The following is a 21,767-nucleotide window of genomic DNA, read 5'->3' on the forward strand; positions in this document are numbered from 1 at the left end:
CGGCCTTACCTCCTCCGTACGCCGGGACGGGTAGTGTGGCGCGAACCTGACGTCTGCTTGAGGGATACCTATGCGCCGCCGCAGCATGGCCGTACTGGCCGCAGTGCCTCTGATGTTCGCCGCAGCATGTGGCTCCGGCGGAGGCGTGGCCACCGGCGCCTCCAGTCCCGCCAGCAGCAGCGGGGTCACCGAGCTGCAGGTGACAGGGCAGGCCGGCGCCAAGCCGACCGTCGCCTTCCCGTCCAAGGTCGTCGAGACCTCCTCCTTCAAGGTGCTCACCCCCGGCACCACCGGCGAGGCCGCCAAGCTCGGCACCAGCGTGGTCGCCAACTTCACCGTCTTCACCTGGGACGGCAAGGAGAACAAGATCGCCGGTTCGACCTACGACGAGGGCGGGCCGCAGGTCATCACGCTCAACGAGCAGGTCCCGGAGATCCTCCGCAAGGGCTTCGCCGAGACCAAGGGCGGCGGCAGGTTCATGTCGGTCGTCGCCAAGGACGCGCTCCCCGCCGAGCAGCAGGCGCAGGCCCCTCCGGGCCAGTCGCAGGTCTTCGTGGTCGACGTGGTGGGCGTCCCCCAGGCCAAGGCCGCCCAGGGCACCGCGACCGATCCCGGCGTCGACGGGATCAAGGTGGAGAACCCCGGTGGCGACGCCGCGCCGAAGCTCACCACCAAGACCAAGAAGAAGGCTCCCAAGGAGCTCGTCGTCAAGACCGTGATCAAGGGCACCGGTCCCGAGGTCAAGACCGGCCAGTCGATCCTGGTGCAGTACGCCGGGAAGATCTGGGGATCGGACGTCGAGTTCGACAGCAGCTGGTCCCGCGGCGCCCAGCCGATCATGTTCCCGATCGGCACCGGCAAGGTCATCAAGGGCTGGGACCAGGGTCTGGTCGGCGTCCCGGTCGGCAGCCGGGTCCTGCTGAGCGTCCCGCCGGACCTCGGTTACGGCAAGGCCGGCAGCGGCGAAAAGATCAAGGGCACCGACACCCTCGTCTTCCTGGTCGACGTGCTGGGCGCCTACTGATCCCACCCACCGACCCGGCGTTCCGTCCCCGGTGAGGCCCCACCGGGCCGTCGCCGGGGCGACCCGCCCGCTTTCCGAGCCCGGCCGTGCGCGCACGGCCGGGCTCCGTGCTTTCCCGGGCCCGGACGCCCGGCCCGCGCGAATCGTGCCGCCCGGGTCCGCGCGCGGCCCGGACGGCCCGCAGGGCCCCGTACGGGCCCCTGCGGGCGAAGGGCGGGCGAAGGGCGGGCGAGGGCAGGCCTCCGGGGACCGCGGCCTACAATCCGGGCTGTGAGCGGCGACGACCTTGACACGGTGGCGGTACTTCACGACCCGGTGCGCCGGGCCGTCTACGACTACGTGGCCTCCCGGGGCCAGGACGTGGGGCGCAACGAGGCGGCCGAGGCGGTGGGGGTCCAGCGGACCCTGGCCGCCTTCCACCTCGACCGGCTCGTCGAGGCGGGCCTGCTCGAGGCGGGATTCCGGCGGCTGACGGAGCGGACGGGACCCGGCAGCGGCAGGCCGGCGAAGGTCTACCGCAGGGCACCGGGGGAGTGGCAGGTCAGCGTGCCGGCCAGGGACTACCGCACCCTCGCCCTGGTACTGGCCGAGGCGGTCGAGCTGCTCGGCGGGGACGAGCGGGCCGAGCAGGCCGCCCGGCGCGCGGGAGCCCGGTCCGCGGGGGAGGGCGAGGATCTCGCCGGGGTGCTGCGGCGGCGCGGATACGAGCCGTACGAGGAGGACGGCCGGGTGCGGCTGCGCAACTGCCCGTTCCACGTGCCGGCCGAGGAGCACCCGCTGCTGGTCTGCTCGGTGAACCTGGAGCTGTGCCGCGGGCTGCTCGACGCGCTCGGCCAGGACGCCTCGGCGGCCAGCCTGGACCCGCGCCCCGGGGAGTGCTGCGTCGCCTTTTCTAAAAACAATGAAGATTGACATAGAAGGATCGAGGATGATCTGCTGGGTCCATGCATCTGGCCCAGCTGAACGTCGCCCACCCGCGCGCGCCCAAGGACTCCCCGGAACTGGCCTCCTTCATCGCCGGCCTCGACCCCATGAACCGGCTGGCCGAGGCCGATCCCGGCTTCGTGTGGCGGCTCAAGGGCGGCGAAGGACCCGAGGACCTGATCGAGCACGGGTACGGTGACCACCTGATGATCACTTTCTCCGTGTGGAGGTCGCGCGACGCGCTGTGGGACTACGTCTACCGCAGCGGTCACCTGGCGTTCCTGCAGCGGCGCAGGGAGTGGTTCCTGCGCATCGCGGAGCCGTACTCGGTGATGTGGTGGATCCCCGAGGGGTACGAGCCGACGCTCGCCGAGGGGATGGAGCGCCTGGAGAGGCTGAAGGCGGAGGGCCCCACGCCGGGGGCCTTCACCTTCAAGAACTTCTACGACAGCAGTGAGGCCGCGTGGCGCCCGGCCGCGGCCGAGGCCAGGAAGTAGGCCAGGTCCTCCTCCAGCCCCCGGCCCATCGTCGACAGCCGCACCGGAGAGCCCCGCAGCGCCTCGTGCAGCCCGTCCACCGGCACCTCGACCAGCTCGTGCCGCGCGGCGAGCGGGCGCGACTGCTCGGTCACCCGCCTGCCGAAGTCGCCGGGCAGCACGGGCACGGCGACCTGGGCCGGGGCGAGCGCCACCCGGCCGTAGGCGGTCAGCGAGTGGTGCGAGACCCCGATGTGACGCTCGCGCAGGTCGCCCTCGCTGACCCGCAGCGCCGCGACCGGGCGGCCCCCCAGGACGGCGGCGGCGTTGACCGCCTCGCCGGCGGAGACGCCGGAGAACCCCCAGCGGGTGCCGCTGCCCAGGTTGCCCGGCCCCTGGGTGACGATCGTGACGTCGGCCTCCAGGACGTGCCTGGCCGCCAGCAGGCCGGTGTGCGGGGTCACCGCCTCAACGTCGCCGCCGAAGGCCTGGCCCGCCGTGACGACCCCGCACAGCCAGCCGGTCTCCCGCAGTCGCGCGCACGACATGGAGAACCAGGCGGGCAGAGCGCCCCCGTCGAGCATCACGTAGGCGACCCTGACGGGCTTTCCGCGCTCCCGGCCGCCGGGTCCGCCCGCGGTCTCCCCGGGCTCGGACGGGTTCCGGCCGCCGGGTCCGCCCGCGGATTTCCCGGACCCCGGCGGGTTGGCGCCGTACAGGCCGCAGAGGATCGCGGGCAGGGCCGAGTGCAGGTCAGCGACGATCACCGGCATGCCGTCCACGGAGTCGGCGTCGCGCAGGACCTCGTGGAAGGGCGAGTCCTGCTCGTCCGCGCCGAGGACGGTGGCCTGCAACGGGGTGTAGCGTGCCTTCACCAGATGTCCGGGGCCTTGAGGATCTTGCGGTAAACGGTCGGGAACAGCCACCACCATGGCGTAGCCTCCCGTACCGAGACCCATCGCGAGCGCGGTCGTGTTGAGCAGCACCACGTCACCGGGCTCCGGGCGTCCCACCAGGGCCGGGTAGGCGAGCGCGCGCGCCTCACCGTCCTCGGTGGTCACGTCGAGTTCCACCGCCCCCGGCCACTCGCGCCGGACCCGTACGACCTCGCCCCTGCGCCATCTGATCACGGGGGAAGGGTAGCGTCACTCGAACAGGGAGGAGGCCGGATGTCGCGCCGGAAGACCGAGCGGCTGCTCAATCTCGTGATCTGCCTGCTGGCCACGCGGCGGCCGCTCAGTGCCGAGCACATCCGCCAGGCGGTGCCGGGCTACGACGCCGACAACGACGAGGCCTTCCAGCGGATGTTCGAGCGGGACAAGAACGAGCTGCGGGAGATCGGCATCCCGATCGAGGTCCACAAGGACCCGTGGGAGGAGGATCCGGGCTACCGGATCGTCCGGTCGGCGTACGAGCTGCCGGAGATCACCCTGGAGCCCGACGAGGCCGCCGTGGTGGGCCTGGCGGCCCAGGTGTGGCAGCGGGCCAGCCTGGCCGAGGCGGCCAGCGGGGCGCTGCTGAAGCTGCGCGCCGGGGGCGTGCAGACCGACGAGGCCCACGGGGTGCTCGGCGGGGCGCTGGAGCTGCGCGTCGACACCCAGGACCCGTCCTTCCCCGCCCTGTGGGAGGCCGTGCGCGACCGGCGCGCGGTCCGGTTCGCCTACCGGGCGGCGGCCAGCCAGAACGTGCTGACCCGCACGGTGGAGCCGTGGGGCGTCGTCAGCCGCCGGGGCCGCTGGTACATGGTCGGCCACGACCGCGACCGGGACGCGCCGAGGGTCTTCCGGCTCAGCCGGATCAGCGGCACGGTCACCACCGTCGGCCGCCCCGGCGCCGTGGTGGTGCCCGAGGGCGTCGACATCAAGTCCATGGTCGGCTTCAGCGACGCCGCCGTCCGCGAGCGCACCGCCCTCGTCCGGGTCAGGCGGGACACCTGCCAGGGACTGCGCCAGGTGGCGAAGGAGGTGCGGCCCGCCGATGACGGCTGGGACGAGCTGGACGTCGACTTCACCGACCCCGGCCGGCTGGCCGGATGGATCGTGGGATTCGCCGCGGACGCCGAGGTGGTCGGCCCGCCGGACGCCCGCGACGCGGTCATCTGCCGCCTGAAGGGAGCACTCGCGTGAGCACGGCCGATCGCCTGCCCAGGCTGCTGGCACTGGTGCCCTACCTGATGTCGCACCCCGGGGCCCAGGTGCCCGAGGTCGCGAAGATCTTCGGGCTGAGCGAGAAGCAGCTCATCGACGACCTGCAGCTGGTGTGGATGTGCGGGCTGCCCGGCCACACCCCCGGCGATCTGATCGACGTGTCGTGGGACGGCGGCGAGATCGTCATCGACAACGCCGAGACCATCGCCCGCCCGCTGCGGCTGGGCGTGGACGAGGCCAGCGCCCTGCTGGTCGCGCTGCGCCTGCTCGCCGAGATGCCGGAGTTCGGGGAGCGCGACGCGCTGGCCCGGGTCATCGCCAAGTTCGAGCAGGCCTCGGGCGAGGGCGCCGCGGCGGTCAGCAGCCAGGTCGCGGTGGAGGTCGACGCCGCGCCCGACGCGCTGCCCGTCGTCAACGAGGCGCTGCGGAGCCGCAGGCGGCTGTCGCTGCGCTACTACGTGCCGGGACGCGACGAGATCACCCCGCGCGAGGTCGACCCGATGCGCCTGGTCGTCGTGGACGGGCGCCCCTATCTGTCGGGCTGGTGCTACCGGGCCGAGGCGGTCCGGCTGTTCCGGCTGGACCGGATGCTCTCCGTCGACGTGCTCGACGTGCCCGCCGACCCGCCGGAGGACGCCGTGGCCGACGAGGTGACGCCCGGGGTGTTCCGGCCCTCGCCGACCGACGAGCTGGTGGAGCTGGAGCTGACCGCCGCGGGCCGCTGGGTCGCCGAGTACTACCCGTGCGAGCGGGTCGAGGAGCTCGGCGAGGGCCGCGTGCGGGTGGCCCTGCGGGCCAGGGACCAGGGCTGGCTGGTACGCCTGGCGCTGCGCCTCGGCGACACCGGCAGGGTGGTCTCGCCCGCCTCGCTGGACGCGAGCGTCCGGGCCGCGGCCACCGCCGCGCTGAATCGTTACGAGTCGGTTTCCTGACGTGTTCGCCGACGTACGGAGCCGGAGCCTCCCGACATGAGCTGGATCATCGCCGCGGTTTCGCTGACCTTCGCCGGGCTCGCGGTCCTGGCCTTCCTCGCCGTCCGCGTGCTGCGCGCGGCCGCCGAGCTGGGCCGCGAGGTCGACCGCACCCAGGGGAGACTGGAACCCGTTCGCGTCCTGTTCGGCGAGCGTACGGCGGCTGTACGGGGACAAAGGGATGAGTCTGTCCCCGGGGGAGCGTACGATCGGGACCAGAGACTGCACGTCGCCCGGCGTAAGGATGTGTAATGCCCAACCTCGGACCCACTGAGCTGATCATCATCGGCCTGATCCTGGTGCTGCTCTTCGGCGCCAAGAAGCTGCCGGAAGCCGCCCGCGGGCTCGGCCGGTCGCTGCGCATCTTCAAGTCGGAGACCGCCAAGCTCCGCGACGAGGACGAGCCGCAGACCACGACCGCCACGGTCGTCCAGGCGCAGCCCCAGCCCCCGGCCCCGGCCCCGCAGCCGATCCCGGCCGCGACCCAGGCCCCGGCCCCCGCGCCGAGCGCCGAGGAGCAGGCCCGCCAGCTCGAGGAGCAGGCCGCCCGGCTGCGCGCCCAGGCCGGAGCGCCCAAGTCGCAGTGATCGGCGGTAGCCTGAAGATCTACCCCGATCATCCGACTCGTCACCCCAGGATTCGCGAATGGCGCTGCTGAAGTGGCCTAAATCTGGCCGGAACGGGGCGGCACCACCGCCCGCCGACTCGGCCGACGGCCGCATGCCGCTCATGGAGCACCTGCGCGAGCTGCGCAACCGGCTGGTCATCGTCCTTCTGGCGATGGTCGCGGGGATCATCGTAGGGTTCATCTTCTTCCAGCCGATCTGGAACTTCATCACCGAGCCCTACTGCCAGCTGCCCGTCTCGCAGATCCTGCGGAAGGGCGAGTGCACGTTCGCCATCCGCGGTGTCTTCGACGCGTTCCTGGTCAACCTGAAGGTCGCGGCGATGTTCGCGATGGTGGTCTCCTCGCCGGTGTGGCTGTACCAGATCTGGGGTTTCGTGACCCCGGGCCTCTACAGCAACGAGAAGCGCTACTCGATCTCGTTCCTCGCCCTGGCGATTCCGCTGTTCCTGGCGGGTGCGGCGCTGGCCTACTTCATCATGGACACCGGCCTGGCGCTCCTGCTCGGCTTCGCGCCGAACAACGCGGTGCCGCTGCTGGAGATGGACGAGTACCTCAGCTACGCGCTGGTCATGATCATCATCTTCGGCGTCTCCTTCGAGCTGCCGCTGCTGATGGTGTTCCTGAACGTCATCGGTGTCCTGTCGCACGCCACCGTGGCCAAGCACCGCCGCATGGTGATCTTCATCATGTTCCTCTTCGCCGCCCTGGCCACGCCGAGCACCGACCCGTTCTCGATGATCGCCCTGGCGGTCCCGATGGTGGTGCTGTTCGCGCTGGCCGAAGGGGTCATGTACCTGCGTGACAAGAGACAGCCCAAGGGTGAGGACTTCTCCCACCTGTCCGACGACGAGGCCTCCTCGCTCGACGACGACGCCTCCCCGCTCGACGACGCCTCGCCCCTGGGCGACGTGACCCCCGTCGGCGACCCGGCTCCTATCGATTCGAGAACGACCGACACCGATCCCGGCAAATAGGGGATAAGTTCCGGTCTGTGCCCGCAGAGATCGCAGTCCTCGTCAACCCCGCCGCCCGCGGCGGCCGTTCACGGGGACTGCTCTCCCCGGTGCTCGACCGCCTGAGGCAGGGCGGGCGCGAGGTCTCGGTGATCCTCGGAGACTCCGCCTCCGACGCCCTGGAACGCGCCTGTACGGCCGTGGCCGAGCAACCGGAGGCACTGGTGGCCTTCGGCGGTGACGGCCTGGTCCACCTCGCGGTCCAGGCGGTCGCGGGCAGCGGCGTGCCGCTGGGCGTCATCCCGGTGGGCACGGGCAACGACATCGCCGCCGCGCTCGGCATCCCCCTGAAGGCCCCGCTGGCCGCCGCCGACACCGTGCTGCGCGGGCGGGTGCGCACGGTCGACGCCGCGAAGGTGGGCGAGGACGAGTGGTTCGCAGGGGTGCTGGCCTGCGGCTTCGACTCCCGGGTCAACGAACGGGCCAACACGATGACCTGGCCGCCCGGCATGGCCAGATACCTGGTCGCCCTCGCCGAGGAATTGCGCTCCTTCCGGCCCATCCCGTTCAGGATCGACCTGGACGGCGAGGTCGTCGAGCGTGAGGCGATGCTGGTCGCGGTCGGCAACACCTCCTCCTACGGGGCCGGCATGCGCGTGTGCCCCGGCGCAGTCCCCGACGACGGCCTGCTGGACGTGACGATCCTCGGCGCCATCCCCAAGGGGGAGTTCCTGCGCACCTTCCCCCGCGTCTACCGGGGCTCGCACGGCGCCCACCCCGCCGTCACCATGCGCCGCGCCCGCCGGGTGACCCTGGAGGCGCCGGGAGTGATCGCCTACGCCGACGGCGAGCGGGTCGGTCCCACCCCGCTGACGTGCGAGATCGTCCCCGGCGCGCTGGCGGTCCTCGTCTAGGGCCGCCCGGCGCCGTCCGGGCCCGCCCGGCGGGCCGGAACCCGGTGGAAAGGGGGGACGGACCGGAATCCCGATATCGGTAGGCTGGACGCATGACGACCCCAGCGGAACGATACGCTGCCTTCCGTCAGAGCCAGGCCGAGAGCGGGCCGGCGCTGACCTCGTTCCGCGGTCTGTACGACTTCGAGCTGGACGAGTTCCAGCTCGACGCCTGCCGGGCGCTGGAGGCGGGCGACGGGGTCCTCGTGGCGGCCCCCACCGGCTCGGGAAAGACCGTCGTGGGCGAGTTCGCGGTGCACGTGGCCCTGCAGGAGGGCCGAAAGTGCTTCTACACCACCCCGATCAAGGCGCTGTCCAACCAGAAGTACAACGACCTCGTCAAGCGGTACGGCACCGACAAGGTGGGCCTGCTCACCGGTGACAACAGCGTCAACGGGGAGGCCCCGATCGTCGTCATGACGACCGAGGTGCTGCGCAACATGCTCTACGCCGGGTCCCCCACCCTGGCGGGGCTCGGCTTCGTCGTCATGGACGAGGTCCACTACCTCGCCGACCGGTTCCGCGGCGCGGTCTGGGAAGAAGTGATCATCCACCTGCCCGAGTCGGTGCGCCTGGTCGCCCTGTCGGCCACGGTCAGCAACGCCGAGGAGTTCGGCGAGTGGATGGGCGAGGTCCGCGGCGACACCAGCGTCATCGTCGACGAGCACCGCCCGGTCCCGCTCTGGCAGCACATGCTCGTCGGCAGCCGCATCTACGACCTGTTCGTCACCGGCGACGAGGACCGGCGCCCCCAGATCAACCCCAACCTCCTGCGCATCGCCAGGGACGAGGAGCGCCAGGCGTTCGGCAGGGGGCGCCGCGGCTACTCGCGGCCCCGCAGGAACGGCCCGCCGGACCGGGCCGCGGCCATCGAGCGCCTGGACGCCGACGCCCTGCTGCCCGCGATCACCTTCATCTTCTCCAGAGCCGGCTGCGACGCCGCCGTCATGCAGTGCCTGCACGACGGCATCCGGCTCACCACCGACGCCGAGCGCCACGAGATCCGGCAGATCGTCGACGAGCGCACCGCGCACCTGCCCGACGAGGACCTGGGCGTGCTCGGCTACCTGGAGTGGCGAGACGCCCTGGAGCGCGGCCTGGCCGCCCACCACGCGGGCATGCTGCCGGCCTTCAAGGAGGTCGTCGAGGAGCTGTTCACCCGGGGCCTGGTCAAGGCCGTGTTCGCCACCGAGACCCTCGCGCTGGGCATCAACATGCCCGCCCGCTCGGTGGTGATCGAGAAACTCGACAAGTGGAACGGCGAGACCCACGCCGACCTCACGCCCGGCGAGTACACCCAGCTCACCGGGCGGGCCGGGCGCCGCGGCATCGACGTGGAGGGCCACGCGGTCGTCCACTGGCAGCCGGGCACCGACCCGCTCCAGGTCGCCGGCCTGGCCAGCACCCGCACCTACCCGCTGCGCTCCAGCTTCCGCCCCTCGTACAACATGGCGGTCAACCTGGTCGGCCAGGTGGGCAGGGAGCGGGCCAGGACCCTCCTGGAGTCCTCGTTCGCGCAGTTCCAGGCCGACCGGGCCGTGGTCGGCATCGCCAAGCAGGTGCGCCGCGCCGAGGAGGCCCTGGAGGGCTACCGCCAGGCGATGACCTGCCACCTGGGCGACTTCGAGGAGTACGCCGCGATGCGCAGGGCCCTGTCCGACAGGGAGGCCGAGCTGTCGCGCCAGCGCGGCGCGGCCCGCAGGACGCAGGCGCTGCGCTCGCTGGAGGCGCTGAAGCCCGGCGACATCATCAGGGTTCCCGGCGGGCGCCGCGCGGGGCTCGCCGTCGTCCTCGACCCGGGTCTCAACTCCCGGGGCGAGGGCCCGTCCCCGCTGGTGCTGACCATCGGCAAGCAGGTCAAGAAGCTGTCGCCGGCCGACTTCCCCGTCCCGGTGGAGCCGGTCGAGCACCTGCGCATCCCGAAGAACTTCAACGCCCGCTCGCCCAAGGAGCGGGCCAACCTGGTCTCCTCCGTGCACGCCAAGATCGGCGACCGTGACTTCGGCAAGCCCGTCAGGGCGCGCGACCACGCCGCGGAGGACGACGAGATCACCCGCCTGCGCAGGGAGATCCGGCAGCACCCCTGCCACGGGTGCGACGAGCGCGAGGACCACGCCCGCTGGGCCGAGCGCTACTACAAGCTGCTCCGCGAGACCGAAGGGCTGCGCCGCCGGGTCGAGGGCCGCTCCCACGTCATCGCCCGCACCTTCGACAAGGTCTGCGGGGTGCTCGACCAGCTCGGCTACCTCGACGGCGAGAGCGTCACCGCCGAGGGCCGCCGCCTGGCCCAGCTCTACACCGAGCTGGACCTGCTGACCGCCGAGTGCCTGCGCGCGGGGCTGTGGAACGACCTGGACCCGGCCGAGCTGGCCGCGTGCGTGTCGTCACTGGTCTTCGAGTCGCGGCAGGCCGACGACGCCCGCCAGCCCAGGATCCCCGCTGGAGCGGCCCAGAAGGCGCTGGCGGACATGGTCCGCCTGTGGGGTGAGCTGGAGTCGATCGAGGGCGACCACGGCCTGTCGTTCATCAGGGAGCCCGACTTCGGGTTCGCCTGGGCGGCCTTCCGCTGGGCCAAGGGCCACACCCTGGACGCCGTGCTCCGCGACGGCGTCGCCGGCTCGGAGCTGGCCGCCGGAGACTTCGTCCGCTGGACCAAGCAACTGCTCGACCTCCTCGGCCAGATCTCCGACGCGGCCCCGGCGGGGAGCAAGGTCAAGCAGACCGCGGGCAAGGCGATGGACTCCCTGCGGCGCGGGGTGGTCGCCTACTCGTCCCTCACCTGAGTCCCGGTCCCCGGCCGGGCCGCCTTCGGTTCCGGCCGGGCGGTCCGCCGGGTGCGGCGGGGCCGGACAGGACGCTGCGAGAGGACTCCGCGAGGGGGCTCAGGCCAGGCTGAAGCGGACCTCGCGGGTGGTCGGGTCGGCGCGCGTCAGCCGCACGCGTACGGTCTCTCCCAGCGGGAGCCCCTCGCCGTCGCAGCGGGCCACCACCGCCGGGTCGGTGACCTGAACCTGGCCCCACGGCCGGTCCTCGGCCACGTCGATCACCACGGCCTCGAACGTCTGGCCCACCCGCTCGCGCAGGACGAAGGCCTCCACCAGGTCCACGCACGCCCGCTCGACGCCGCCCGCGCGGCGCCCGGTGGCGTGCATGATCTCCGGCAGCTCGCCCATGGCCCGCTGGACGTCCTGCGGCACCGGCTCGCCCGCCGCGATGGCCAGGCAGATCTCCGTGGCGTAGCGGTCGATGAGGCGTCGCAGCGGGGCGGTCACGTGCGCGTACGGCGCGCCCACGGCGGCGTGCTCCGCCTGCGCGGGCGGCTCGCCGTTGAAGGCGACGTATCCGGCGCCGCGCAGCAGCACCGTCGACTCCTGCAGGAACGCGGCCTGCTCGGGGATCTTCGGGTCGAGGGAGTGCACGACGTCGCCGTATCCGGCGCCCTCGGGCCAGGGCACGCCGAGAGCGGCGGCCACCCGGCGCACCTGGGCGATCCTCTCCGCCGGGGCGGGGGGCAGCACCCGCAGCAGGCCGATCTCGGCGTCCAGCATCATGGCGGCGGCGGCCATGCCCGTCAGCAGCGAGATCTGCGCGTTCCAGGCCTCGGCGTCCAGCGGGGCCCGCAGCTCCACCCGGTAGCCGTCACCGTCGGGGACGACCTCCTGGTCGGGGGTGGGCAGCGTCACGCCGCCCCGGGCCCGCTCCTGGGCCAGCCTGAGCCTGCCGATCTCGGCCAGCAGCCGCAGCGTGCCGTCGGCGGTGCCGGTGTCGATGGCGGCCTGCGCGTAGTCGTAGTCGAGCCGCTCGCGGCTGCGGACCAGCGCCCTGGTCACGTCCGCGCCCACGATCATGCCTTCGGCGTCCAGGTCGACGCACCACAGCGCGGCGGGCCGCGTCACGCCGGGCAGCAGGCTCGCGGCGCCCTCGGACAGGACGGGCGGATGCAGCGGCACGCGCCCGTCGGGCATGTAGACCGTCTCGCCGCGGGTGCGGGCCTCGGCGTCGATCGCGCCGCCGGGCCTGACGAACGCCCCGACGTCGGCGATGGCGTACCAGACGCGGTAGCCGCCGGGCTGCTCCTCCAGGTGCACGGCCTGGTCGAGGTCCATCGCTCCCGGGGGGTCGATGGTGATCAGTGGCAGATCGGTCCGGTCGAGCCGGGGCAGGGCGGGCACCTCGGCGACCCACTCGGCCTCGTCGACCACCGCCCGGGGGAAACCCTCGGGCAGTTTCATCTCACGACGGATCCGTTCGAAACCGTCGTCGAGCCGCGGATGGGACTCTCCGGGCACCCGGATGCTCTTGTGAGGCACAGGAAGCAACCTACCGGCTCCCGGCGGGCCACCCCACCGGCCGGCCGGGGCGATGCCGGCCGGCGCGACCGGGGCCGGGTCGGAGCCGGAACGCGGGGTACGGAGACGGTGAGGCCCGGCCGGACGGCGGTGGGATCGGCGGGCGTGGGATCGGGGCGGGCGGGATCAGAGCGCGGAGGTCAGGCGCTCCAGGGGCCCGGAGAGGCCGTAGCGCTCGCTCAGCGCCGCCAGGGCCTCCGGGTCCCGGGGCTTGGCGGGAAGCGCGACGTCGACCTCGGGCAGGGGGGCGTCGCGGGCGACCTGGACCACGCCTGGGGCCACCCGCAGGTAGTCGCGGGCCGCCGACAGCCTGGCGCGCTGCCCGGCGGTCAGGTCACCGGCCCCCTCGCCCCCGTCGGCGGCGCGCAGCAGGGCCTCCAGCGAGCCGAACCGGGTGATCAGGGCCGCCGCGGTCTTGTCGCCCACCCCCGGCACGCCGGGCAGCCCGTCGCTGGGGTCGCCGCGCAGGGTGGCGAAGTCGGCGTAGGAGCGGCCGGGGATGCCGTACTTCTCGGCGACGGCGGCCTCGTCGACCGCCTGGAGGTTCTTGACCCCCCTGGCGGTGTAGAGGATCCGGACCGGCCGGGAGTCGTCGACCAGCTGGAACAGGTCGCGGTCGCCGGTGACGACGTCGACCTGGCCGCTCGCGCGCGCGGTGAAGGTGCCCATCACGTCGTCGGCCTCGTAGCCGGGCACGCCGACGCGGGCGATGCCCACCGCGTCGAGCACCCGCTCGATCACCGGCACCTGCGGGGCGAGCGTGTCGGGGGTCTCCTCGGCGCCGCCCTCGGCGACCCGGTGGGTCTTGTACGTCGGGATGGCCGCCACCCGGAAGGCCGGACGCCAGTCGGCGTCCATGCAGGCGACGAGCTCGGCGGGGGAGTGCCGCCGGATCAGCATGGCGATCATGTCGATGACGCCGCGCACCGCGTTGACGGGCATCCCGTCGGGCGCGGTCATCGACTCGGGGATGCCGTAGAAGGCGCGGTAGTACAGCGAGGGGGTGTCGAGAAGCATCAGGCCGGGCATGGCGACCATTTAACCAATCAGCCGAGCACGCCGATCGCCAGAACGCAGGTGTCGTCCTCGGGGTTGGGTCCGCCGATCACCTCGATGAGCCGGTCGAGCCCGTCGTCCAGATCGCCTCTCAGCAGGGCCGCGGCCTCCATGGTCAGCGCCAGGCCCTCGTCGATGTCGCGGGTGCGCCGCTCCACCAGCCCGTCGGTGAACAGCAGCAGGAGGTCGCCCTCCCGCAGCTCGACCCCGGCCAGCTCGTACGGCTCGTCGGGGGTGGCGCCCAGCAGCACCCCGGCGGGCGGGTCGAGCTGGGTGGCCGTGCCCTCGCGGACCAGGATCGGCGCCGGGTGCCCCGCCTGCCCCCAGGTGAACGTCCTCGTGGCCGGGTCGAGGTGGCCGACGACCGCGGTCGCCGTCGTCTCGGGCATCCGGTGCAGCACGAGGTCGTTGAGCCAGGCCAGCAGCCTGTCGGGGGAGTGGCCGGTCATCGCGAGGCCGATCAGGGCGTGGCGCAGCTGGGCCATCTGGGAGATCGCGGCCATCCCGTGCCCGGACACGTCGCCGATGGCGAGCAGCACCCTGCCGTCGGACAGGGGGACGGCGTCGTACCAGTCGCCGCCCAGGCCGGGCTTGACCCCCGCCGCCACGTAGCGGACCGCGATGCGCGCGTGCGGCAGGTCGATGGTGTCGCCGAGGCCCGGCATGATCGCCTCGCGCAGCGCCACGCTCATGTCGTGCTCCTCCGCGGCCTGCTCACGGACCCGCAGCAGCGTGCTGCGCGACTCCGACATGATCCGCTCGGCGCGGCGGCGGCAGGTGATGTCCTGCACGACGCCGTGCACGGCGGGCTGCCCGCCTTTCGCGACGGGGTCGAACGCGGCGCGCAGGTGCCGGAGCTCCCCGTGGCGGCGGATGCGGAACTCGATCTCCCCGGCCTGGGCCCGGTGCACGACGGACCACAGCAGCCGGTCGAGGTCGGGCCGGTCGGCCGCCTCGACGTGACCGGGCAGGTCGCGCAGGTGGATCGGGCCGTCGCCGGGGGCGCGGCCGAATATGGTGTACGCCTGGTCGGACCAGGTGGACTCTCCGGTCTGGAGATCCCACTCGGTCCAGCCCATCTCGCCCATGCGCTCCGCGTGCGCCAGGCGTGCGGTGAGGAGTTGTCGCTCCACGGCCATGTGCCCGTCCGGCTCACCGCGCAACCGCTGCACCATCTCAGCGGCGGTCGACGGGGCCGAACCGGTCACCTGGTCGTTTCGTGGGTGGAGGGGTGGCTGGTGGCCGCCCACTACGCCGACCATGTAGCTCGCTCTCGAAATGTGTGGCTTTACGGATATTTTGCCAACAAAATGTGATCGTACTTCAACAGATTGTAGTGGCGGAGTCGCCTTCGTGCCTTCCTTTCCCGGACTTTCGGTTTCCGGGACGGGCCCGGATGCATCGTCGTTCCGCCCGGGATTAGATTGGTCGCCGTGACGACGGAGCCCTCTGACCTCTATCCCGTGACCCGCCTGGCCGCCGCCCGCGAGGCGGCCGCCGCCGCCGGGCTCGACGCGCTGCTGCTCACCCCCGGTCCCGACCTTCGCTACGTGACCGGTTACGAGGCGCTGCCGCTGGAACGGCTCACCTGCCTGGTGCTTCCGGTCAGGGGCGAGGCGTTCCTGATGGTGCCCCGCCTGGAGCTGCCCGCGGCCGAGCACTCCCCGGCGTCGCGGCTCGGCGTCGAATTCGTCCCCTGGGACGAGACCGACGACCCGTACGCGGTCGTGGGCAAACGCCTGGGCGCGGTCCGCAGGGTCGGCCTCGCCGACCGGATGTGGGCGATGCAGTCGCTGCGCCTGCGCGACGCGATCCCCGGCGCGGAGCAGGTGCTCGCCGGGACCGTCCTGCGCGGGCTGCGGATGCGCAAGAGCCCGGCCGAGGTGGCGGCGCTGCGCGCGGCGGGCGCCGCGATCGACGCCGTCCACGCCCAGGTGCCCGGTTTCCTGCGGGCCGGCAGGACCGAGCGGGAGATCGGCAGGGACATCGCCGAGGCGATCATCGCGGCCGGCCACTCCACCGTCGACTTCGTCATCGTCGGCTCCGGGCCCAACGGCGCCAGCCCGCACCACGAGCTGTCGGACCGCGTCGTCCAGGAGCGCGAGCCGATCGTGGTCGACATCGGGGGCCAGATGCCCGACGGCTACTGCTCCGACTCCACGCGCGTCTACGCCGTCGGCGAGCCCCCGGCCGGCTTCCTGAAGTACTACGAGGTGCTCAGGCGGGCCCAGCAGGCCGCCTGCGACGCCGTGGCCCCGGGGGTGACGTGCGAGGCGGTCGACGCCGCCGCGCGCGACGTGATCGCCGCCGAGGGCTACGGCGACTATTTCATCCACCGCACCGGCCACGGCATCGGCCTGGAGACCCACGAGGAGCCCTACATCGTCGCGGGCAACACCGAGCCGCTGGCGCCCGGCTTCGCCTTCTCCGTCGAGCCGGGGATCTACCTGCCGGGGGCCCACGGCGCCCGCATCGAGGACATCCTCGTCTGCACCGACGAGGGCGGGGAGCGGGTCAACCACCGCCCGCGCGAGCTGGTGGTCGTCTAGCCGTTCCCGGACGGCCGCGTGCGCTCGCGGTTCACCCGGTGGCGGGCCGGATCGTGCGCGCCGGTCCCGTGCCCCGTACGAGGTACGGGGCACGGCCGCGTGGCCGAGGTCGCGCGGCGGGTGCCAGAATCGGGGTGGCCGGTGATCCCGGCCGCCCTCTCGCCGTCCGCGCCAGGACCTCGCGGTCAGGACTCCGCGCCGGGACCCGGAGCACGCGGGCGCGACCCCTCCCCGCGAACCCTGGGGCGGGTCTCCACGCTGGAAGGACTCAGATGACCGTTGAGCGCGTTCTGCCGACCGGCGACGCCCATGACCTCCTGGACCTGGTCCGCGACCTGATCGGCAAGGAGGTGGCGCCCCGGGCCGCGGCCGACGAGTCCGCCGGGCGCTTCCCCCGGGAGGTGTTCACCACGCTCGGCCGCGCGGGGCTGCTCGGCCTGCCCTACCCCGAGGAGCACGGCGGGGCGGCGCAGCCGTACGAGGTCTACCTGCAGGTGATCGAGGAGCTCGCGGCCGGCTGGCTGGCCGTCGGTCTCGGCCTGTCGGTCCACACGCTGTCGTGCTTCCCGGTGGCCGCCTACGGCACCGCCGAGCAGCGCGCCGCGCTGCTGCCCGAGATGCTGGGCGGCGAGTTGCTGGGCGCCTACTGCCTGTCGGAGCCGCAGTCGGGGTCCGACGCCGCCGCGCTGACGACCAGGGCGGTTCCCGAGGACGGCGGCTCCGCCGGCTCCACCGGCTATACGGTCGACGGGGTGAAGGCCTGGATCACCCACGGCGGCGCCGCCGACTTCTACACGCTGATGGCCCGCACCTCGGCCGACGGCGCGCGCGGCATCTCCTGTTTCCACGTGCCCGCCGGGACGGAGGGGCTGTCGTTCGGCGCGCCCGAGCGGAAGATGGGGATGAAGGCCTCGCCGACCGCCCAGGTCCGCTTCGACGGGGTGCGGCTGGCACCCGAGGCCCTGCTGGGCTCGGAGGGCGAGGGCTTCCGGATCGCGATGGCCGCCCTGGACGGCGGCAGGCTCGGCATCGCCGCCTGCGCGGTGGGCGTGGCCCAGGCGGCCTTCGAGACCGCCACCGCGTACGCCGCCGAGCGCCGCCAGTTCGGCTCGCGGATCATCGACTTCCAGGGCGTCGGCTTCATGCTCGCCGACATGGCCACCCAGATCGCCGCCGCCCGCGCCCTCTACCTGGACGCCGCCCGGCTGCGCGACGCGGGCCGGCCGTACGGCACGCGGGCCGCGATGGCGAAGCTCTTCGCCACCGACGTGTGCATGAAGGTCACCACCGACGCGGTCCAGGTCCTGGGCGGCTACGGGTACGTGGAGGACTTCCCGGTCGAGCGCCTCATGCGGGAGGCCAAGGTCCTGCAGATCGTCGAGGGCACCAACCAGGTCCAGCGCCTGGTGATCGGCCGTGCCCTGGCCAAGGACGCGGAGAAGGCCGGGCGGTGACCCCCGCGACGCCCACGGCGTCGGCGCGCGGGTGACCCGCCGGGTGGTTCCGGCGGCGGCGGTCCGGGCCGTGGGAGGGCGTCGCCTCCCGGCCCGGACGCCGGGCCGGGGTCCGCGTACGCCGGGTCAGAGCCCGTACTCCTCCAGCAGCCGCAGCCAGATCTCGCTCACCGTGGGGAAGGACGGCACGGCGTGCCAGAGCCGGTCGAGGGGCACCTCGCCGACGACGGCGATCGTCGCGGAGTGCAGCATCTCGCCCACGGCGGGGCCGGCGAAGGTCACCCCGAGCAGGACGCGGCGCCGCTCGTCCACGACGGCCTTGGCCCTGCCCCGGTAGCCGTCGCCCTGCAGGTAGGCTCCCGACACCCTGGCCAGGTCGTACTCGACCACGCGGACGTCGAACCCCTCGGCGCGGGCCTCCGCCTCGGTCCGGCCGACCGAGCACACCTGCGGATCGGTGAAGACCACCTGCGGCGCTCCGTACGCGTCCGCCATGTCGCGCGTGCCCGGCAGGTCGTCGGGCCCGCCCTTGGCGCGCGCCGCGATGACGTCGCCGCACACCCGCGCCTGGTACTTGCCCATGTGGGTGAGCAGGGCGCGGCCGTTGACGTCGCCCACCGCGTACAGCCAGCCGCCGGAGACGCCGGTGGCGCGCATGCTGTCGTCGACCTCCACGGTGCTCCCGGCCTCCAGGCCGATGGTCTCCAGGCCGACGTCACCGGTCGCCGGATGCCTGCCGGTGGCCACCAGCAGCTCGTCGGCCTCCAGCGGCGGGCCCTCGGACAGGTGGACCGTCACCGGGCCGCCGGGCGTGGGCCGCTCGACCCTCGTCACCCGGACGCCCGTGCGCACCGTGATGCCCGCCTCGGCGAACGAGGCGGCCACCAGCTCCCCGGCGAACGGCTCCATCCTGCCGAGCAGCCCGCCGCGCGCCAGCACGGTCGTCTCCCGGGCGCCGAGCCCGTGCATGGCCTGGGCCATCTCGCAGCCCACCACGCCGCCGCCCAGCACGACCAGCCGTCCGGGCACGCTCTTCGCCGCCGTCACCTCGTGGCTCGTCCACGGCGACGCCTCCGCCAGGCCGGGAACCGGCGGGACGGCCGCGACGCTGCCGGTGGCCAGCACGACCGCCCGCCGGGCGGTCAGCGTGCGGACCGAGCCGTCCTTGGCGGTCACCACGACCCGCCCCGGGCCGTCCAGCCGCCCGTGCCCGCGGACGAACTCCGCGGGCACGCTTCTGATCCACTCGACCTGGCCGCCGTCGTCGAAGTGGGACACCGCCTCGTCGCGCCGGGCGAGCACGGCGGCGGTGTCGATCGGGCCAGGCGTCAGGCCGGGCACCCGGGAGACCTCGGCGGTCAGCTCCACCGGGCGCAGCAGCGCCTTGCTGGGGATGCACGCCCAGTAGGAACACTCGCCACCGGCCAGTTCCCTCTCCACGATCGCGGCGGTCAGGCCTCCCCTGACCGCGCGGTCGGCGACGTTCTCGCCCGCGGGCCCCGCGCCCACCACCACCACGTCGAACTCGTCCGACACGACTTACCTCCCACAGAGAACCGGCCATCGGCCGCGCGCCGCCCCCGGCGACGCCGGTCGTACCAGCTTCGCACCCTCCGGCCGGGGCCGGGGACGCGCCCCGGGGCTCGGCGGCCGGCGGTGTGCTCACGCTCGGGCTGGTACACCGCTGGGGTGAGGTCTGGCCCCGCTGGGTGATCGGACTGGCGGGCAGGCGTGTCCCGCGCGCCCTTCCGGTCGCTCTCGCCTCGGTGGTCACGGCCGTCCTGCTGTCGGCGGGCGCGCAGACGGTGCGCGGCACGGACTGGACCGACCCGGTCGCCTGGCTGAGCAGCCCGACGGCGTACTGGCCGATCTGGGCCGTGGCCCTCGGCCTGGCGACACTGGCGTACCACCTGCGCAGGCGGGGCCGGTGCCGCTACTGCGGGCTGGTCTGACCGGCTCCGGCAGGGGCGCGGCCGGAACGCGGGGGAAACGGGCCGTGGGCCGAGCCGGCGGCCGGTTGGCGGCGGTCGCGGCGTCGTCGTTCAGGAGCGCAGAGGCGTTCAGGAGCGCGCGGAAGCATGCGGAGCGCCCACAGCCGTGCCGGGCCGGCGTCACGGGGCCGGCGCGACGGCGCCGCAGGGCTCGCGTGCCTGCGACGAGGACGGCGGCGGCGGTGCGGCGGCGGGTGGCCGCCGCGAGAGCAGGTATCCCGCCAGCGCGGTGAGCAGGCCGGCCAGGCCGGCCGCCGCGAAGCCGCCCGCCGGCACGGACGCGTCGATCGCCACTCCCACGACTGGGGCGCCGAGCGCGAACCCCGCGCTCGCCGCCGAGGACTGCAGGCCGGTCGCCTCACCTCGCGCACCGGCCGGCGCCAGCCGGCTCACCGCGTCGGAGACCGTGGACAGGGTCGGCGCGGTGAGCAGCCCGGCGGCGACGACGGCCACACACAGCCAGGGCCAGTCACGGGCGAGTCCGGCCGGGATCGTCACCAGCCCGAGCAGGCCGAGCAGCAGCCAGGTGGGCAGCGACCGGGGCAGCGACCCGTACACCAGGCCGCCCACGACGGACGTCACCCCGAACACGGCGACGACCACGGCCGCCCACGAGACCTGGCCGGCCTCCCGGAGAGTGGCGACGATGGCCAGGTCGACGCCGCTGAGCAGCATCGCGACGCCGAAGCCCATCGTCAGGACGGCGACCATGCGCGCTCCCAGCCACTCCCGGCGCCGGGGCCGGCCCGCCGCCTCGCCGCCCGCCTCGTCCCCGGTCCGCATCGGCGGGTCGAGCAGGGCGATCCCCGCCCCGCCGGCGACGATCGCGGCGCCCACCCCCCATGCCACCACGCCGGGGGACACCGTCGCCGCGCCCAGGATCACCACCGCCGGTCCCACGATGTACGACAGCTCGCCCACCACCGACTCCAGCGCGAACGCCGCCCGCCGCTGCCCCGCCGTCGTCATCGCGGCGATCGCCTGCCTGGTGACCGCCTGGACCGGCACCATCAGCAGGCCGGCGGCGAAGGAGGCGCCCAGCAGGATCACGTACGGCAGCACGGGCACGGTCAGCCAGAACGCGAGCTGCGCCACGATCGTGGCCAGCAGCACGGTACGCAGGCCCCGCCGGTCGATCATCCGGCCCAGCAGCGGCCCGCCCAGCGCGACACCGGCGGTGAGCGCCGCCACCAGGGCTCCCGCCGCCGCGTAACTCATGCCGAGGGCGATGACGACGTACATGGTCAACGCCATCGCGTCCGCCGTGATCGCGGCGCGGGCGAGCAGCGAGACGCCCAGCAGCGGGGTCATCCCCGGCACCGCGAGCACCTGTCGAAATCCGGTCACCGATTCGACGCTAGGTCACCCGGGAGGCCATAGGAAGTCGTCAATTCGTTGGACCAGGCATAATGAACACTTATGGCACGTGATCTCGACACCGCGCTGCTGCGGTCGTTCGTCACCGCCGTGCGAGCGGGCAGCATCAGCCGCGCGGCGGCGGCGCTCGGCCGCACCCAGCCCGCGCTCAGCCAGCAGCTGCGCAAGCTCGAGAGGGCCGTCGGCAGCCCGCTGCTGCACCGGGCGCCGTCCGGCGTCTCGCCGACCCGGGCGGGCGAGGAGTTGCTGCCCTACGCCGAGCGCATCCTCGCGCTGTCGGTACAGGCACTCGCCGAAACAGGACGTGCGCTCACCGGGCACTGCGGGGTGGGACTCCTGGAGGATCTCGCCGCCTCCCGCCTTTCCCAGGCACTCGCCGACCTCGCGCGGCTGCACCCCGGCGCGACGCTGGAGGTGCTCAGCCTTTCCAACGCGGAGATGCGGGAGGCCTACGACACGGGCCGTGTCCAGCTCGTGCTCGACGAGGTCCCGGATCTTCCCTGGCCGCCGCGCTGGACGGTGCGCCTGCCGCTGGTCTGGGCGGTCGGGCAGGGGGTCGCCGTCGACGCCGATCCGCTGCCGGTGGTGCTGTTCTCGAACACGTGCGCCTGGCGGACGTCGGTGCTGGAAGCGATGGAGGGCACGGGGCGGCGCTGGCGGGTGGCGTTCGAGAGCAACAGCCTCGCCGGGGTGCTCGCCGCGCTACGGGCCGGGCTCGGAGTCGCGGCGCTCCTGCCCGCCAACCTCGAGCCGGCCATGGCCTGCCACGACGCGGCCGCGTTGCCCGCTCTGCCGGACGTCGAACTCGGCCTCGCCCGCCACCCCGGCACCGAGGGCGACGCGCTCGTCGACGCCGTGGAGACCGCCCTGCGGCGGATGATCTGAGCGGGCCGCGGCCCGTTAGCGGCGGCGCCC

At 73.5% G+C, this 21,767-nt stretch carries 20 protein-coding genes; 14 read left to right on the forward strand and 6 right to left on the reverse strand.

Features of this window, described 5'->3' with window-relative positions; all coding sequences use genetic code 11:
- Positions 1–70: 70 nt before the first annotated feature.
- The 3 genes from AB0F88_RS20840 to AB0F88_RS20850 all read left to right on the forward strand — a co-directional run bounded on the left by AB0F88_RS20840 (position 71) and on the right by AB0F88_RS20850 (position 2,445).
- Positions 71–1,024, forward strand: a complete 954-nt coding sequence (locus tag AB0F88_RS20840) for an FKBP-type peptidyl-prolyl cis-trans isomerase (RefSeq protein ID WP_362686141.1) — start codon at positions 71–73, stop codon at positions 1,022–1,024.
- 270 nt (positions 1,025–1,294) lie between these two features.
- Positions 1,295–1,936, forward strand: a complete 642-nt coding sequence (locus tag AB0F88_RS20845) for a transcriptional regulator (protein ID WP_362686144.1) — start codon at positions 1,295–1,297, stop codon at positions 1,934–1,936.
- A gap of 32 nt (positions 1,937–1,968) precedes the next feature.
- Positions 1,969–2,445, forward strand: coding sequence for a DUF3291 domain-containing protein (locus AB0F88_RS20850; protein WP_362686147.1), 477 nt, complete (start codon positions 1,969–1,971; stop codon positions 2,443–2,445).
- On the opposite strand, the gene AB0F88_RS20855 is transcribed toward AB0F88_RS20850, so the two are convergent.
- Positions 2,391–3,554: a DUF3866 family protein gene (locus AB0F88_RS20855; protein WP_362686150.1), complete on the reverse strand. Its 1,164-nt coding sequence runs from the start codon at positions 3,552–3,554 to the stop codon at positions 2,391–2,393. The two genes, AB0F88_RS20850 and AB0F88_RS20855, sit on opposite strands and share 55 nt — an antisense overlap.
- Before the next feature lie 39 nt (positions 3,555–3,593).
- Between AB0F88_RS20855 and AB0F88_RS20860 the strand changes: the two genes are divergently transcribed.
- The 7 genes from AB0F88_RS20860 (at position 3,594) to AB0F88_RS20890 (ending at position 10,859) form a co-directional block, all read left to right on the forward strand.
- Positions 3,594–4,550, forward strand: coding sequence for a WYL domain-containing protein (locus AB0F88_RS20860; RefSeq protein WP_362686153.1), 957 nt, complete (start codon positions 3,594–3,596; stop codon positions 4,548–4,550).
- Complete coding sequence (locus AB0F88_RS20865; RefSeq protein ID WP_362686156.1) at positions 4,547–5,503, forward strand: WYL domain-containing protein; 957 nt, start codon at positions 4,547–4,549, stop codon at positions 5,501–5,503. Before AB0F88_RS20860 ends, AB0F88_RS20865 begins: the two co-directional genes overlap by 4 nt.
- A 36-nt stretch (positions 5,504–5,539) precedes the next feature.
- Positions 5,540–5,794 carry a hypothetical protein gene (locus AB0F88_RS20870; RefSeq protein ID WP_362686159.1) on the forward strand — a complete coding sequence of 85 codons (255 nt, stop codon included), beginning with the start codon at positions 5,540–5,542 and terminating at the stop codon, positions 5,792–5,794.
- Positions 5,794–6,129: a Sec-independent protein translocase subunit TatA gene (gene tatA / locus AB0F88_RS20875; RefSeq protein WP_362686162.1), complete on the forward strand. Its 336-nt coding sequence runs from the start codon at positions 5,794–5,796 to the stop codon at positions 6,127–6,129. The genes AB0F88_RS20870 and tatA overlap by 1 nt, the downstream gene beginning before the upstream one ends.
- Before the next feature lie 58 nt (positions 6,130–6,187).
- A complete protein-coding gene (tatC, locus tag AB0F88_RS20880; protein WP_362686165.1) occupies positions 6,188–7,144 on the forward strand; it encodes a twin-arginine translocase subunit TatC in 957 nt (318 codons plus the stop codon).
- 17 nt (positions 7,145–7,161) lie between these two features.
- Complete coding sequence (locus tag AB0F88_RS20885) at positions 7,162–8,037, forward strand: YegS/Rv2252/BmrU family lipid kinase (RefSeq protein ID WP_362686168.1); 876 nt, start codon at positions 7,162–7,164, stop codon at positions 8,035–8,037.
- A 92-nt stretch (positions 8,038–8,129) separates the two neighbouring features.
- The gene (locus AB0F88_RS20890) at positions 8,130–10,859 is read left to right on the forward strand and encodes a DEAD/DEAH box helicase (RefSeq protein WP_362686171.1); all 2,730 of its coding nucleotides are present in this window, start codon (positions 8,130–8,132) and stop codon (positions 10,857–10,859) included.
- Positions 10,860–10,958: 99 nt separating this feature from the next.
- On the opposite strand, the gene AB0F88_RS20895 is transcribed toward AB0F88_RS20890, so the two are convergent.
- From AB0F88_RS20895 to AB0F88_RS20905, 3 genes are all read right to left on the reverse strand, one after another.
- Entirely contained in the window at positions 10,959–12,386 is a 1,428-nt protein-coding gene (locus AB0F88_RS20895) for an RNB domain-containing ribonuclease (RefSeq protein WP_362686174.1), read from the reverse strand.
- A 165-nt stretch (positions 12,387–12,551) separates the two neighbouring features.
- A complete protein-coding gene (locus tag AB0F88_RS20900; protein WP_362686177.1) occupies positions 12,552–13,454 on the reverse strand; it encodes a 5'-3' exonuclease H3TH domain-containing protein in 903 nt (300 codons plus the stop codon).
- A 17-nt stretch (positions 13,455–13,471) separates the two neighbouring features.
- Positions 13,472–14,689 (reverse strand): SpoIIE family protein phosphatase, encoded by a 1,218-nt coding sequence (locus AB0F88_RS20905; RefSeq protein ID WP_362686180.1) that lies wholly within the window; start codon positions 14,687–14,689, stop codon positions 13,472–13,474.
- 225 nt (positions 14,690–14,914) lie between these two features.
- On the opposite strand from AB0F88_RS20905, the gene AB0F88_RS20910 reads away from it, so the two are divergent.
- Positions 14,915–16,030, forward strand: a complete 1,116-nt coding sequence (locus AB0F88_RS20910) for a Xaa-Pro peptidase family protein (RefSeq protein ID WP_362686183.1) — start codon at positions 14,915–14,917, stop codon at positions 16,028–16,030.
- Between the two features lie 272 nt (positions 16,031–16,302).
- Positions 16,303–17,484, forward strand: a complete 1,182-nt coding sequence (locus AB0F88_RS20915; protein WP_362686186.1) for an acyl-CoA dehydrogenase family protein — start codon at positions 16,303–16,305, stop codon at positions 17,482–17,484.
- Positions 17,485–17,610: 126 nt separating this feature from the next.
- Here the strand turns inward: AB0F88_RS20915 and AB0F88_RS20920 are convergent, their stop codons facing one another.
- Positions 17,611–19,020, reverse strand: a complete 1,410-nt coding sequence (locus AB0F88_RS20920) for an NAD(P)/FAD-dependent oxidoreductase (RefSeq protein ID WP_362686189.1) — start codon at positions 19,018–19,020, stop codon at positions 17,611–17,613.
- Positions 19,021–19,142: 122 nt separating this feature from the next.
- Here AB0F88_RS20920 and AB0F88_RS20925 point away from each other — a divergent pair, with 122 nt between their 5' ends.
- The gene (locus tag AB0F88_RS20925; protein ID WP_362686192.1) at positions 19,143–19,436 is read left to right on the forward strand and encodes a hypothetical protein; all 294 of its coding nucleotides are present in this window, start codon (positions 19,143–19,145) and stop codon (positions 19,434–19,436) included.
- Between the two features lie 159 nt (positions 19,437–19,595).
- Here AB0F88_RS20925 and AB0F88_RS20930 read toward each other — a convergent pair whose 3' ends face one another.
- Positions 19,596–20,822, reverse strand: a complete 1,227-nt coding sequence (locus tag AB0F88_RS20930) for an MFS transporter (RefSeq protein WP_362686195.1) — start codon at positions 20,820–20,822, stop codon at positions 19,596–19,598.
- Between the two features lie 72 nt (positions 20,823–20,894).
- Here AB0F88_RS20930 and AB0F88_RS20935 point away from each other — a divergent pair, with 72 nt between their 5' ends.
- Positions 20,895–21,737 (forward strand): LysR family transcriptional regulator, encoded by an 843-nt coding sequence (locus AB0F88_RS20935; RefSeq protein WP_362686198.1) that lies wholly within the window; start codon positions 20,895–20,897, stop codon positions 21,735–21,737.
- Positions 21,738–21,767 lie beyond the last annotated feature (30 nt).

The sequence above is a fragment of the Streptosporangium sp. NPDC023963 genome, assembly GCF_040639135.1.
Taxonomy (GTDB): Bacteria; Actinomycetota; Actinomycetes; order Streptosporangiales; family Streptosporangiaceae; genus Streptosporangium.

What these genes read in the sequence shown, in the direction of transcription:
- AB0F88_RS20935 (WP_362686198.1), top strand. Translation starts at nt 20,895, where the DNA reads ATGGCACGTGATCTCGACACCGCGCTGCTGCGGTCGTTCGTCACCGCC.
- AB0F88_RS20840 (WP_362686141.1), top strand. Translation starts at nt 71, where the DNA reads ATGCGCCGCCGCAGCATGGCCGTACTGGCCGCAGTGCCTCTGATGTTC.
- AB0F88_RS20890 (WP_362686171.1), top strand. Translation starts at nt 8,130, where the DNA reads ATGACGACCCCAGCGGAACGATACGCTGCCTTCCGTCAGAGCCAGGCC.
- tatC (WP_362686165.1), top strand. Translation starts at nt 6,188, where the DNA reads ATGGCGCTGCTGAAGTGGCCTAAATCTGGCCGGAACGGGGCGGCACCA.
- AB0F88_RS20850 (WP_362686147.1), top strand. Translation starts at nt 1,969, where the DNA reads ATGCATCTGGCCCAGCTGAACGTCGCCCACCCGCGCGCGCCCAAGGAC.
- AB0F88_RS20870 (WP_362686159.1), top strand. Translation starts at nt 5,540, where the DNA reads ATGAGCTGGATCATCGCCGCGGTTTCGCTGACCTTCGCCGGGCTCGCG.
- AB0F88_RS20900 (WP_362686177.1), bottom strand. Translation starts at nt 13,454, where the DNA reads ATGCCCGGCCTGATGCTTCTCGACACCCCCTCGCTGTACTACCGCGCC.
- AB0F88_RS20915 (WP_362686186.1), top strand. Translation starts at nt 16,303, where the DNA reads ATGACCGTTGAGCGCGTTCTGCCGACCGGCGACGCCCATGACCTCCTG.
- tatA (WP_362686162.1), top strand. Translation starts at nt 5,794, where the DNA reads ATGCCCAACCTCGGACCCACTGAGCTGATCATCATCGGCCTGATCCTG.
- AB0F88_RS20860 (WP_362686153.1), top strand. Translation starts at nt 3,594, where the DNA reads ATGTCGCGCCGGAAGACCGAGCGGCTGCTCAATCTCGTGATCTGCCTG.